Origin of the sequence: Bradyrhizobium sp., assembly GCF_036009065.1 — a bacterium.
Lineage (GTDB): Bacteria > Pseudomonadota > Alphaproteobacteria > Rhizobiales > Xanthobacteraceae > Bradyrhizobium.
The window spans coordinates 1-12755 of the sequence record NZ_DASYMN010000050.1 but is presented as its reverse complement, the minus strand read 5'-3'; the positions used below and the strand labels follow the sequence as shown (position 1 = coordinate 12755).

Genomic DNA, 12755 nt, shown 5'->3' with positions numbered 1-12755 from the left:
CTCGCGCGAGGCGCACACCACGCTTGCGATCGCGATGAACCGGATCGGCGGCAAGTCCAACACCGGCGAGGGCGGCGAGGAGAGCGACCGCTTCAAGCCGCTGCCGAACGGCGATTCGATGCGCTCGGCGATCAAGCAGGTAGCGTCGGGACGTTTCGGCGTCACCACCGAATATCTCGTCAACGCCGACATGATGCAGATCAAGATGGCGCAGGGCGCAAAGCCCGGCGAAGGCGGCCAATTGCCCGGCCACAAGGTCGATGCGATCATCGCCCGCGTTCGCCATTCGACGCCCGGCGTTGGATTAATCTCGCCGCCGCCGCATCACGACATCTATTCGATCGAGGATCTGGCGCAGTTGATCTACGACCTCAAGAACGTCAATCCGGACGGCCAGGTGTCCGTAAAACTGGTGTCCGAGATCGGCGTCGGCACGGTCGCAGCGGGCGTTGCAAAAGCGCGCGCCGACCACGTCACCATCGCAGGTTTTGAGGGCGGCACCGGCGCGTCGCCGCTGACCTCGATCAAGCACGCCGGCAGCCCATGGGAAATCGGCCTCGCCGAAACCCACCAGACGCTGGTGCGCGAACGGCTGCGCAGCCGCATCGTGGTGCAGGTCGACGGCGGCTTCCGCACCGGCCGCGACGTGGTGATCGGCGCGCTGCTAGGCGCCGACGAGTTCGGCTTTGCCACCGCACCCCTGATCGCGGCCGGCTGCATCATGATGCGCAAGTGCCATCTCAACACCTGCCCGGTTGGGGTAGCGACGCAGGATCCCGTGCTGCGCAAGCGTTTTACCGGCCAGCCCGAGCATGTGATCAACTACTTCTTCTTCGTAGCCGAAGAGGTGCGCGAGATCATGGCCGCGCTCGGTTTCCGGACCTTCGACGAGATGATCGGCCAGGTTCAGATGCTCGACCAAAGCACGCTGGTGGCGCACTGGAAGGCCAAGGGACTCGACTTCTCAAAGCTGTTCGTCAAGCAGGAGGCGCTGCCGGACCAGAAAATCTACCACGCCGAAGCGCAGAACCATCACCTCGAAGCCGTGCTCGACCGCAGGCTCATCGCGCAGTCGCAGGCGGCCCTCGACCGCGGCGCGCCGGTCAGGATCGAGATGGAGATCAACAACACCGACCGCAGCGCCGGCGCGATGCTGTCCGGCACCGTGGCGAAAATCTACGGTCATGCCGGCCTGCCGCACGACACCATCCAGGTCTCCTTCAAAGGCACCGCGGGCCAGGCCTTCGGCGCCTGGCTGGCGCGCGGCGTCACCTTCGATCTCGAGGGCGAAGCCAACGACTATGTCGGCAAGGGCCTGTCCGGCGGCCGCATCATCGTCAAGCCGCCGCGCAATTCCGGCATCGTGCCGGAGGAATCCATCATCGTCGGTAACACCGTGATGTACGGCGCGATCGAGGGCGAATGCTATTTCCGCGGCATCGCCGGCGAGCGCTTTGCGGTGCGTAACTCCGGCGCCGTCGCGGTGGTCGAAGGCGCCGGCGATCACTGCTGCGAATACATGACCGGCGGCATCGTGGTGGTGCTGGGCAAGACCGGGCGCAATTTTGCGGCCGGCATGTCGGGCGGCGTGGCCTATGTGCTGGACGAGGCCGGCGACTTCCCAAAACTGTGCAACATGGCGATGGTCGAGCTCGAGCCGGTATTGTCGGAAGAGATGATCAACGAGAACGCCTATCACCACTCCGGCGATCTCGAAGCGCATGGTCGGGTCGACGTGTTCTCCGACCTGCTCAGTTCCGACATCGAGCGGCTGCACATCCTGATCACGCGGCATGCGAAGCTCACAGGTTCGCGGCGCGCCGCGGAGATTCTCGCAAACTGGAAGACGTGGCTGCCGAAATTCCGCAAGGTGATGCCGGTGGAATACCGCCGCGCGCTGAAGGAAATGAAGGTCGACGCCGACGCCGAGCCGAAAATCGCGATCGGGGCGTAGGCCACACACAACACCGTGACCCTGAGGTGCCGGCGCGCAGGGCCGGCCTCGAAGGGTGGCAAGAGTTGAACACTCATCCTTCGAGACGCGGCGAAGACGCCGCTCCCCGGGATGACGGCGGGACAGGTTGCAGGGGCGTCAGGTTTAATGGGTAAGATTACTGGTTTTTTGGAGATCGATCGTCACGATCGCAAATACGCGCCGGTCGCCGAGCGCGTGAAGAGCTATCGCGAATTCGTCGTCCCCTTGAGCGAAAAGGACACTCGCGACCAGGCCGCGCGCTGCATGAATTGCGGCATTCCCTATTGCCATGGCACAGGTTCAGTGGCGCCGGGCACGCCGGGCTGCCCTGTCAACAACCAGATTCCGGATTTCAACGATCTGGTCTATGCCGGCAACTGGGAAGAAGCCTCGCGCAACCTGCACTCGACCAACAATTTTCCGGAATTCACAGGGCGCATTTGTCCCGCGCCCTGCGAGGCCTCGTGCACGCTGAACATCGACGACAATCCAGTCACCATCAAGACCATCGAATGCGCCATCGTCGACCGCGCCTGGGATAATGGCTGGGTGGCGCCCGAACTACCGTCGCAAAAAACCGGCAAGAAGATCGCCGTGATCGGCTCGGGGCCCGCCGGCATGGCCTGCGCCCAACAGCTCGCGCGCGCCGGCCACGACGTGCATCTCTATGAGCGCTGGGCCAAGGCCGGCGGCTTGCTGCGTTACGGCATTCCCGATTTCAAGATGGAAAAGCATATCATCGACCGCCGCGTGACGCAGATGGAAGCCGAAGGCGTCACGTTCCATTACGGCGCGCCGGTCGGCGGCAATTCGCAAGAAAACGGTCAAGCCGCGATCGATCCGCGGGAATTGCTCAAAACCCATGACGCGGTGGCGTTGACCGGCGGCGCCGAGGCCGCGCGCGACCTGCCGATTCCCGGCCGCGAATTGTCGGGGATTCACTTCGCGATGGATTTCCTGCCGCAGCAGAACCGCCGCGTCTCCAGCGAGCCGCTCGGCAGCGCGCCGGACATTCTCGCCGGCGGCAAACATGTTGTGGTGATCGGCGGCGGCGATACCGGCTCGGACTGCATCGGCACCTCGTTCCGGCAAGGCGCGCTCTCGGTGACGCAGCTCGAAATCATGCCGGCGCCGCCGGAGCACGAGAACAAGGGCCTTACCTGGCCGAACTGGCCGCTGAAGATGCGGACCTCGTCGAGCCAGGCCGAAGGTGCCAAGCGCGAATACGCGGTGCTGACGCAGAAATTTTCCGGCGAAGACGGCAAGGTGGCAAAACTGCATTGCGTGCAGGTCGACGACAAGTTCAAGCCGATTGCGGGCAGCGAGTTCGAGCTCGACGCCGGACTGGTGCTGCTGGCGATGGGCTTTGTGCATCCGGTGCACGAGGGCCTGCTCAAAACGCTCGGCGTCGATCTCGACCAGCGCGGCAACGTCCGCGCCAACACTTCCGACTACCAGACCTCGCTGCCGAAAGTGTTTTCCGCCGGCGACATGCGCCGTGGCCAGTCGCTGGTGGTGTGGGCGATCCGCGAAGGACGGCTCTGCGCCCGGGCGATCGACACGTTTTTGATGGGGAGCACGACGCTTCCGCGGTGAAAACCATCGTGCTCCGGACGCGGCGCAGCGCGTAGCTCTTCGCGGTGGTGCGCTGCAGAGCCGGGGCCCATACGCGCATTTTCTGCTCCGTGAGATGGGTCCCGGCTCTGCGGTGCACCCCAAGGGGCGTTGCACCGCGTCCGGGACACACTACCCCAGCGGCGTCATATGCGGGCTCGAGCCGCCTGCGGGGCCGAAGCCCCTTCGGCGAGGCGTAGGCCCGCGTATCCATCCATCTCGCAAGACTCGTTCGAACAGGATAGATGGCCGGGTCATCCCCGATCAAGTCGGGGACAGGCGCCCGGCAATGACGCATCATCTAGCCCCCGGCCGTCGGAATCACCGCGCCGGCGGCGACCCAGTCTTTCAGCAGCTGGATGTCCGCGTCCTGCAGTATGCCCTGCATCGGGCCGGTGCCGATGATGGCGACCAGGAACATGCTGCGGCTTGGCGCGCCGGGAATGATCCAGCCGCCGCGCACCAGCGCCGCCATCAGTTCGACCGGCTTGGCGAACAGCGATCGCAGCTTCACCGGCGTTCCGGTGGCGTCGGGCAGCATCAGCCGGCCGTGCGCGCGCATGGCGTTCGGGGCAATATTCTCGATCATCTTCACGACCTGGGCCGCCAGATCCTCCGGCGTCGCGCGCGCCGGCCGCTCCACCACCCCCGACGTCGCGGCGCCGTCGATGTTGACGCGGTGGATGAATTGACCAACACCGGCGTCCTTGCCGTCAGTGGTCTTGAAATCCCAGCTGAAGGTCCGCTCGCCCGCGCGCGGCGAGGCCTCCGTGATGGTTTTGACCAGGGTCTGGCGGGTATCGAAGATGGTGATGGTCAATTGCTTCGCGTGGTCCGGGACCGTCGTCGCAATGTCGAGCTTGTCCCACACCACCGGCAGGGCTGGCTCGCCGATCGCGGAGAGTGACAACCGCGCAGCGGCAAGCTGGGCAGCGCTCGCCACTGTGCATTGATAGATGGTGTCGCCCGACGCATAGCCCACGATCCCGGTGGTGGCGCCGGGGAAGAAGCGGAAGCGGTTGAGGAAATGGCCCACCTCGTTGGCGTCAAACCAGGTGGCGCCACCGTCGGTAGTGCCGCTGGTGGTGCCTTCGGGGTGGGTCGGAAAACCGTCGCCCCAGCCGCCGGCCCAGCCGGTCTTCTCGTCGATGAAGCCGACGCCTTCGAGATTGACGTTGCCCTGCTGATCCTTGATCACGATCCGCTTCCAGGTCTGGCCGCCGTCGGTGGTCTTGAGGATGGCGGCGGCGGCGTCATTCTCCAGCGAGACGAAACCGATCTGCGGAGTGAGAAACTGGATCTTCCATCCCCATTCGCCGCTCGGAAAGTCGATGCCGGAATTGAGCAGCTTGTCTTCCCAGGTCTTGCCGCCGTCGGTGGTGTGCATGATGACGGGCTTCAGCCGCGGATAGGAGGTGCCGCCTTTTCCGCCGACCACCCAGCCGGTCAGGTTGTCGGTAAAATAGGTATCGATCAGAAGGTTGGCGTGCGCCGCCATCGAAATCGAATTCCAGGTTTCACCGCCATCTGCGGTGTGCATCACCGCGGCTTCCAGCGACGGATACTGCGTACCGGAGGCGAACACGACGCCCTTGGACGGCGAGGAGATGCCGCAGATCGCCTCCGGCAGCGCCGGCAGCTTTGACGTCATGTCGGTCCAGGTCTTGCCGTCCTCGGTCTTGAACAGCCGCTGCTCGTTGGTGATTGTGCCGACCCAGCCGTCGGTCGGGCTGGTGAAGCTCATGCAGCGCAGGTAGGTGCCCGGGTCCGCGGTGTGCTGCGGCGGTTGCACGGTCTGAAAACCATCGTCGGTATGGAGGATCTCGCCCGCGCTGTTCACCGCCCAGCCGACCAGCGGGCTGATGAACCAGATGTCGTCATGTCGCTCTTGCTTCTTAGCCTTGGTGGCGCGCCAGATGTAATTCATGGGTTCTGCCCTTCGCTGGAAACGATTTGAAACGTAATGGATCGAGCAAGCTGTTTGTGAAAAGCGCGCTTCGATCGAGCGGAAAATAATTTTAGACAACGGCCTGCAAGCGGTTTTCCGGACATCGGACGATCGCCAAGCAGCCAAGTGTGATACAATCGCCGGTTACTCGCAACGATTAGTTGCGCGCCGGGGTCATCGGACAGAAACCGCAACGGCAAGAGGGCGGCGTCATACGCGGGCTTGACCCGCCTGCGGGGCCGAAGCCCTTCGGCGAGAAGGCCCGCGTATCCATCAATCTTCGTAAGAGTCGTTCGAAGGGGGACGGATTGCCGGGTCAAGTCCGGCAATGACGGAGAAACCCTACTCCGCGGCCTGCTGCGCCACCGTGGGCGCGGTGCCGGCTACCGTGGCGCGGCGCATGTCGCGGGGCTGCGACTGGTCGTAGCGGCGCACCCGGTGCATGGTCTGGCGGTTGTCCCACATCACGAGGTCATGCAGCGCCCATTTGTGGACGTAGACGAACTCGCTTTGCGTCGCGTGTTCATTGAGATCGCGCAGCAGCAGCCGGGCTTCCGGCACCGTCATGCCCTGGATAGCGCCGGCATGCGACGACAGATACAGCGACTTGCGGCCGTGCGCCGGATGCGTGCGCACCAGCCGCTGCAGCACCGGCTTGAACAGTTGCTTCTCTTCCTCGGTGTAATCGAGAAAGCCCAGCGACCCCCGCGAATACATCAGCGAATGCTCGCAGATCATGTCCTCGATCTCGGCCTTGGTTTCATCGTCGAGCGCGTCATAGGCCGCGCGCATGTCGGCGAATTCGGTGTTGCCGCCCTTCGGGTTGACCACGCGCGCGGACAACAGCGAGAACTTTGCCGGGACCGGCCGGAACGATGAGTCGGAATGCCACAGGCAGTTGCCGAGGTTGAACAGATGGACGCGGCTGTCCGGCGGCAGCGGCTTGCCATCCTTGCCGAGATTGGAGACGTCGTTGAGCCCGGTCGACAGCCGCGAATCCTGCGGCTTGACGATATTGCCGCCACGTGGATTCTCGCGCTCGCCGAAATTCAGCGCGAACGCCATCTGCTGCTCGTCTGATATGTCCTGGCCGTGGAAAATCAGCACGGCGTATTGGTCCATGCCGGCTTCGATATCTCGCGCCTCGTCTTCGGTCAGCGGTTTGGTGAGATCGACTCCGGAGACTTCGCCGACGAAATGACGATGCAGTTGCTTGATCTGAATGGGCATGGCGTTTTCCCTGGCCGGCGCGCGGTTATTCCGCGCCATTTGCAAAAATGCTACTACCGGCAATCGCGATGTCAACATGGCGTAACGCATGCCTCGTGTCCCGGACGCGATGCAGCGCTCTTGCGCTGCTTCGCAGAACCGGGACCGTACAAGCTCGGTATTCGTAACGGTCCCGGCTCTGCGGCACCGCAAAGAGCGCTGCACCGCGTCCGGAACACGGAGGGAAATTCGCATGAACGAACTCGACTTCAGCGGAAAGCAGATCCTCATAATCGGCGGCTCCAGCGGCATCGGCAACGGCATCGCGCAGGCGTTCCGGGCGAGGGGCGCGCGCGTACAGGTCTGCGGCACCCGCGCCGGCGCGACCGACTATTCCAAAGCCGAAGGCTCCGATCTCGAAGGGCTGGACTATGCACAGCTCGACGTCGGCGAACCGCGGGCGGTCGAGGCGTTCGCGCCGGCGTTCGACCGGCTTGACGTGCTGGTGCTGGCGCAGGGCGCGGTGATCTACCGGCGCGGCGAATTCGAGATGGCGGGATTTCGCAGGGTGATGGAAGTCAATTTGATCAGCCTGATGGCCTGCGCCACAAGATTCCATCCGATGCTGAAAGCGAGCAGCGGCGCGCTGATCATCGTGTCGTCGACCGCCGCCTATCACGCGACAAAAGGCAATCCCGCCTACAACGCCTCGAAGACCGGCGCCGTCGGGCTGACGCGCACGCTGGCGCAGGCCTGGGCCGAGGACGGCATCCGCGTCAACGGCATCGCGCCCGGGCTGGTCGATACCAAGATGACAAAGGTGACCACCGCCAATCCGAAGCGGCTCGAAGGCGCGATCGAACGGATTCCGCTGAAGCGGCTGGGCACGCCCACCGACATGGCCGGCGCCGCGCTGTTCCTGGCCTCGCCGCTGGCGTCCTATATCGCCGGCCACACGCTGGTGGTCGATGGCGGGCTGATTTTGTGAGCCTAGGCTAACGTCATTGCGAGGAGCTCTTGCGACGAAGCAATCCAGACTTTCCTCGCGGCCCCTGGATTGCTTCGCTTCGCTCGCAATGACGATTACCGCGTGAAGAAATTCGGCGCCGAGGCGGCGCGGCCGACGCTGCCCGGCGGTCGCGGCGGCTGCAGCTGCTGCGGCGGCGGCAGAGCGCGGGGGCGCTGCGAGGGCGATGCGCCGAGGCCGAAGAAATCGCCGAACGCCGGCGCCGCAGCCGGCTGGATCGGGCGCAGCTTTTTCGGCTTCGGCGGCGGCGTGGCCATTACGGGCGTCGCGCCGCCATCTTGCGAGGCCGAGGCGACCGGCACCTCGCCCTTGGCCTGTTCGCGGCCGACCTCGCGGCGCGGCCAGGCGAAATCGTCGGCGCGTCCGGCCGGCGCCGACAACGGCTCGCCCTTGACCAGCGTACGCGCCGCCAGCGCATCGACCGCCGCCGGTCGCGAGCCGGGGCCGCCGAGCAATTGATCGGTGCCGACCGATGACGCCACCAGCGGCAGGATCGGCCCCGCCATGGGACGCGGCGCCGGCTTGCCGGGCTCGGCACTGGCATCGGGAGTCGCAGGTTCGGTCGGCAGGGAGAATGGCGCCGAGCGCCCCGCCATCAGCCGCGTCACCTCGCGCTCGACATAATGCGCGAGCTTGCGCGCGCCGGCCTTGGTGAAGAACACGCCGTCGTAAGCGCGCAGGCGGCGGATCTGGCCTTCGAAATCGGGACCCTGCTGCAGGAAGCGGCCCGCCTCATCGACAAAGCCGTCCCAGACGTCGACATAGGTGATGCCGGCCTTGCCCGCGGCGTCGCGATAGAGCGAATCCAGGAACAGCATGTCCGCGGTGGCCTTGGCGCCACGCACCGCCGGCAGGCCGACCCACAGCACCGGCACGCCCTTGGACTTCAGCACGCCAATCATTTCCTCGATCTTCTTCGAATACAGCTCAACCCAGCGGTCCTCGCGAAACTCGTAGACGCCGCCGGCCGAGCGCGCGCTTTTCTCTGGCGTCGCGACCGGCGGCTGATCGGCGTCGGCGGCATCGTCGGACGACAATTCGGCATCCGCCGGCTTGTCATCGGGTTTTGCATCCGCGGTGCCGTCCGGCTTTTTGCCATCCGCAGGCTTGGCGTCGGGCTTCGCCTTGGCATCTTTCTTGTCGTCTTTCTTGTCCGCCTTCTTTTCGGCGGCGGCCGGCTCGCGCAGCGAAACGCGGTCGTTGAGACCAAGCATGACGACAATGGCGTCCGGCTTCTCGGTGGCGAGGATGCCTTTTGCCGCCGCGGCCCAGTCGGCGGGTTCGCCCTTGGGCTGATACCTGATCAGGCCGGAGACGGTCTTGTGCTTGCGGATCACGCCCATGTCGGGCTGTTCGGAATAGGCGTCTTCGAGACCGTAGGCCAGCCAGTCCGCCATGGCGTCGCCGAGCACCAGGATGTTGCGCTCCGCGGGACTATCGCGCTTCTCCGGCGGCGGCGCCTTGGAGAAATCCTCGCGCGGGGCCGCACGCCTTGGCGCCTGCTGCTGGAACGGCGCAAAGAAGTCATTTCCGAACCAGCCGCCGCCTCCGCGCTGCTGCGGCACCGCCTGCGGCGGCCGCGGCGGAGCGCCGAAATTGCCGAAATTGAAAAACTGCGCCGATGCCGGACCTGCGATGCCGAACAATACCGCGATCGCGACCGTCAGCGCGACCAGCGGGCCGGTCTCGGTGAACAGGCGAAAAAACGATTTCGGGCTCGGCATGCGTTTCAGGTCGTCACAATGGTTGTCAGGCAATCGCTATAATAGCCGATTTGGGCCGCAAGCGGGCGGCCGTCCACCCATAAACCGGGCATCGGGCCGTCCCGTCAAGCGCGCTGCGACTTCAAGGTTAGCTCACCGGCTCGTCGGCCCGCAGGCCGGCGTAACGTACGGTTTTTACATGGAAAATCCGCCGGTCGAGCTGGCCGGCGAGCTCACTTGTGATCGGCGTCATCGGCAGCCGCAGCTCAGGGCTGTCAATCAGGCCGGACCGCCACAGCCAATATTTCAGCGGCGCCGGCGAAGGCTCGGAAAACAGCAGGCGGGGAATGTCGGCGAGCCGCCGCCATTGCGCCGAACCGTGCAACTGGTCGCCGGCCAGCAGGTGCTGGCGGACCTTGGCGAAGGCCTCGGTCTCGACATGCGCCGAAGCGAGAATGCCGCCGTCGCTGCCGCGCACCAGCGCGCCGTAGAACAGCGCGTCCTCGCCGGTCAGCACGGCGAAGCCGGGCGGCCGCTTGCGCAGCAGCTCCACCGTTTGCAGCGTATCGCCGCAGCAATCTTTGACCCCGACGATATTGCTGCGTTCGGCAAGGCGAAGCATGGTTTCGTTGCCGAGGTTGACCCCGGTCCGGTACGGGATGTTGTAGATCATGATCGGCCGCGCGGTAGAGTCGGCCAAGCCTTCGAAATGCAGCATCAGGCCGGCTTGCGACGGACGCGTGTAATACGGGCATGCGATCAGGTAGCCATCGAGCGGCCAGTCCGACGTTCGCGACAGCCATTTTGCGAGCTTGCGCGTATCGCTGCCGGACACACCGAGATAAAGCGGCAAGCGGAAGCCGAAATCGCGCTGCGCGGTGGCCGTGAGCATCACCAGCTGTTCGATCTCGGCGTCGTCGAGCGTCAGCCCCTCGCCGGTGGTCGCGCCGACGATCAGGCCGTCGACGGGTTTACCCGCATAGTGCCCGATCAGGCGGCGTAGCGAAGCCGCGTCGATCGCACCATCCCGGAACGGGGTGATAAGCGGCAGCCACACGCCGCTTGGCGGGGTAAATTCGGCGGACATTGAGGTGTCTCCTGTTTCGAGGCCGTAAGACGGAGACAACAAAAAAACCCCGTCGAAACCGGCGGGGCCATGATGTAAGCAGGTGCGGATCGATCTATCGCGCGCGAACATCTCCGGCCCCGAACGAGGCGCGGTTTTTCATGTTGACGTGGGCGGCGCAAAAGATCATCGGCGATAAATGCGCCCAAGGCGCATAATTTGTCAAGCGGAGCGAGCGGAAGCGTGTCCCGGACGCGGTGCGGCATTCTTCATGCCGCTCCGCAGAGCCGGGACCGTACCAAACGCCTGCGTTCGTTACGATCCCGGTTCTGCGAAGCAGCGCTTCGCAAGAGCTACGGGCTGCATCGCGCCCGGGAAACGAAGCTCTATCTCCCGCGCAGCTTTTCCAGCATGTCGGACGACGCGAATCCGTCGGCCGGCGTGCCGATCGAGGCCTGGAAGCCGCGCAGCGCTTCGCGCGTCATGCCGCCAAGCTGGCCGTCGGGGGTGCCGCGATAGAAGCCGCGCTGCGCCAGCAGCTGCTGCAGTTCCAGCCGCTCGGCGCGCGACAGCACGCGCTCCTGCCGCGGCCAGGGCTGGATGAAGGGCGCGCCCCCGCGCAACCGGTCGGCGAAATGCCCGATCGCCATCGCATAGGCTTCGGCGGGATTGTATTTCATGATGACGCGAAAATTCTGCAGCATCAAAAACCCCGGGCCCTCGGCGCCGGCCGGCGCCAACAGATAAGCTTTCTCGGCCGGATGCGGGAACGGTTGGCTGCCGGCGCGTTTCAAGCCGAGATGCTCCCATTGCGCGATCGTCATCGCTTTGGCGCGATCCGCCAGCATGAAATTAAAACCGCGTGGCAACACGACCTCAAAGCCCCAGGTCTGGCCGGACTGCCAGCCGTCTTTCTTCAGGTTGTTGGCGGTCGATGCGATGAGGTCGGCGGCATCGTCGACCACGTCGCGGCGGCCGTCGCCGTCGGCGTCGACCGCGTAGCGCTTGAACGCGGTCGGCATGAACTGGGTCGGGCCGAACGCGCCGGCCCATGAGCCGCGCATCTGCTCGGGGCGCAGATCGCCGCGGTTGAGGATTTCCAGCGCGGTCAAAAACTCGTCGCGAAAATATTTCTGGCGGCGGCCGATGCAGGCCAAGGTCGCTGTGGACTGCAGCACGCTGCGGTCGCCCATCATGGTCGAATAATTGGATTCGACGCCCCAGATCGAGGCGATGATGAAGCGGTCGACGCCGTAGAATTTTTCCACCGCGTCGAACTGCGGCTTGTATTTGGCCAGCACCTCGCGGCCCCTGGCGATCCTGTTATCGTTGACCAGGATGTCGAGATAATCCCAGATCGACTTGGTGAATTCCGGCTGCGAATCCATCAGGTCCATGATGCGTAGATCGGGCGCGAGCCCCGCGGTGAAGCGCTCGAAATTGGCGCGGGTGATGTTTCGCCGCGCGGCGTCCGGCCACATCGCGGCGACGCAGGTCGAAAAATTCGCCGCCGCCTCGCGGATCGCGCTCGCGGTCATCAGTGGATGGCCGGAGGCGCCGTCCTCGCCGCTCCACGGCGGCGCAGGCGTGGAAGGTGCCGGCGGCGGCGCCTGCACCGTCGCGCGCGGCACCAGGCCGGGATGCACTGGCTGTGTGGCCGGCGGGATCGAGCCGGTCGCGGGGGCCTGCGGTTTTAGCGGCGCGCCGCCTAGCGAGATCTGTGCCGAGGCCGTTCCTGCCAGCACGAGCCCGCCCAGCGCCACCGCGACCACTGTTCTGCCCAGCCGATTACCGATCCTTGCCGCCATCGATTCGGTCCCTGCCCTCAAAGCATCCGGCACTCAGGAGGCCTTGTCACGGTTTCCATCAGCTTAACAAAGCGGTTTTTTAGGGCCCTCAAAGCCAACCGCAGCGTCAAGCCCGAGGGCACGCTCGTTCCCGCGAAAGAGCGGGGTGAGGTTTAGAAGATGCCTCGCTTCAAATTTTGATTCGACGATTCAAACAGCCAAGCGCCTGCATTCTCGCGGCGCAATGCGTCCGAGGTATACCAATCCCTCGCGAACCCAAGCGAGGGGGGTGGAGCGGCGGGAGGCGCCAGGGCACCAGCGGGCACCCTTGGAGGCGGGATTAACGTACCCACCTCGCGCGGCAAGGCTACCGCGCGCGCCCAGTGACGTAGGGCGCAGCGCCTCCCGGCGCTCCACCTTGGCCAC

8 protein-coding genes are annotated in these 12755 nt (G+C 64.9%); 3 read left to right on the top strand and 5 right to left on the bottom strand.

Translation table 11 applies throughout. The features are described 5' to 3' along the window. Window positions 1–1954: glutamate synthase-related protein (locus VGP39_RS03550; protein ID WP_327566727.1), on the top strand; the 1954-nt coding region annotated here is incomplete at its 5' end. A gap of 147 nt (window positions 1955–2101) precedes the next feature. After that, on the top strand, window positions 2102–3571 hold the full coding sequence (locus VGP39_RS03545) for a glutamate synthase subunit beta (RefSeq protein ID WP_327566726.1): 1470 nt from the start codon (window positions 2102–2104) through the stop codon (window positions 3569–3571). A 319-nt stretch (window positions 3572–3890) separates the two neighbouring features. On the opposite strand, the gene VGP39_RS03540 is transcribed toward VGP39_RS03545, so the two are convergent. Beyond that, window positions 3891–5516 carry a YCF48-related protein gene (locus VGP39_RS03540; protein ID WP_327566725.1) on the bottom strand — a complete coding sequence of 542 codons (1626 nt, stop codon included), beginning with the start codon at window positions 5514–5516 and terminating at the stop codon, window positions 3891–3893. 363 nt (window positions 5517–5879) lie between these two features. Continuing rightward, window positions 5880–6767 (bottom strand): TauD/TfdA family dioxygenase, encoded by an 888-nt coding sequence (locus VGP39_RS03535; RefSeq protein ID WP_327566724.1) that lies wholly within the window; start codon window positions 6765–6767, stop codon window positions 5880–5882. A gap of 232 nt (window positions 6768–6999) precedes the next feature. On the opposite strand from VGP39_RS03535, the gene VGP39_RS03530 reads away from it, so the two are divergent. After that, window positions 7000–7734: an SDR family oxidoreductase gene (locus VGP39_RS03530; protein WP_327566723.1), complete on the top strand. Its 735-nt coding sequence runs from the start codon at window positions 7000–7002 to the stop codon at window positions 7732–7734. 95 nt (window positions 7735–7829) lie between these two features. Here the strand turns inward: VGP39_RS03530 and VGP39_RS03525 are convergent, their stop codons facing one another. The 3 genes from VGP39_RS03525 to VGP39_RS03515 all read right to left on the bottom strand — a co-directional run bounded on the left by VGP39_RS03525 (window position 7830) and on the right by VGP39_RS03515 (window position 12350). Further along, a complete protein-coding gene (locus VGP39_RS03525) occupies window positions 7830–9497 on the bottom strand; it encodes an SGNH family hydrolase (RefSeq protein WP_327566722.1) in 1668 nt (555 codons plus the stop codon). Window positions 9498–9624: 127 nt separating this feature from the next. Beyond that, the gene (gene dapA, locus VGP39_RS03520; RefSeq protein WP_327566721.1) at window positions 9625–10563 is read right to left on the bottom strand and encodes a 4-hydroxy-tetrahydrodipicolinate synthase; all 939 of its coding nucleotides are present in this window, start codon (window positions 10561–10563) and stop codon (window positions 9625–9627) included. Between the two features lie 365 nt (window positions 10564–10928). Beyond that, window positions 10929–12350, bottom strand: coding sequence for a lytic murein transglycosylase (locus tag VGP39_RS03515; RefSeq protein WP_327566720.1), 1422 nt, complete (start codon window positions 12348–12350; stop codon window positions 10929–10931). Window positions 12351–12755 lie beyond the last annotated feature (405 nt).

Coding starts and splice junctions, on each gene's coding strand:
- VGP39_RS03545 (WP_327566726.1), top strand. CDS start 2,102: ATGGGTAAGATTACTGGTTTTTTGGAGATCGATCGTCACGATCGCAAA.
- VGP39_RS03540 (WP_327566725.1), bottom strand. CDS start 5,516: ATGAATTACATCTGGCGCGCCACCAAGGCTAAGAAGCAAGAGCGACAT.
- VGP39_RS03535 (WP_327566724.1), bottom strand. CDS start 6,767: ATGCCCATTCAGATCAAGCAACTGCATCGTCATTTCGTCGGCGAAGTC.
- VGP39_RS03530 (WP_327566723.1), top strand. CDS start 7,000: ATGAACGAACTCGACTTCAGCGGAAAGCAGATCCTCATAATCGGCGGC.
- VGP39_RS03525 (WP_327566722.1), bottom strand. CDS start 9,497: ATGCCGAGCCCGAAATCGTTTTTTCGCCTGTTCACCGAGACCGGCCCG.
- dapA (WP_327566721.1), bottom strand. CDS start 10,563: ATGTCCGCCGAATTTACCCCGCCAAGCGGCGTGTGGCTGCCGCTTATC.
- VGP39_RS03515 (WP_327566720.1), bottom strand. CDS start 12,350: ATGGCGGCAAGGATCGGTAATCGGCTGGGCAGAACAGTGGTCGCGGTG.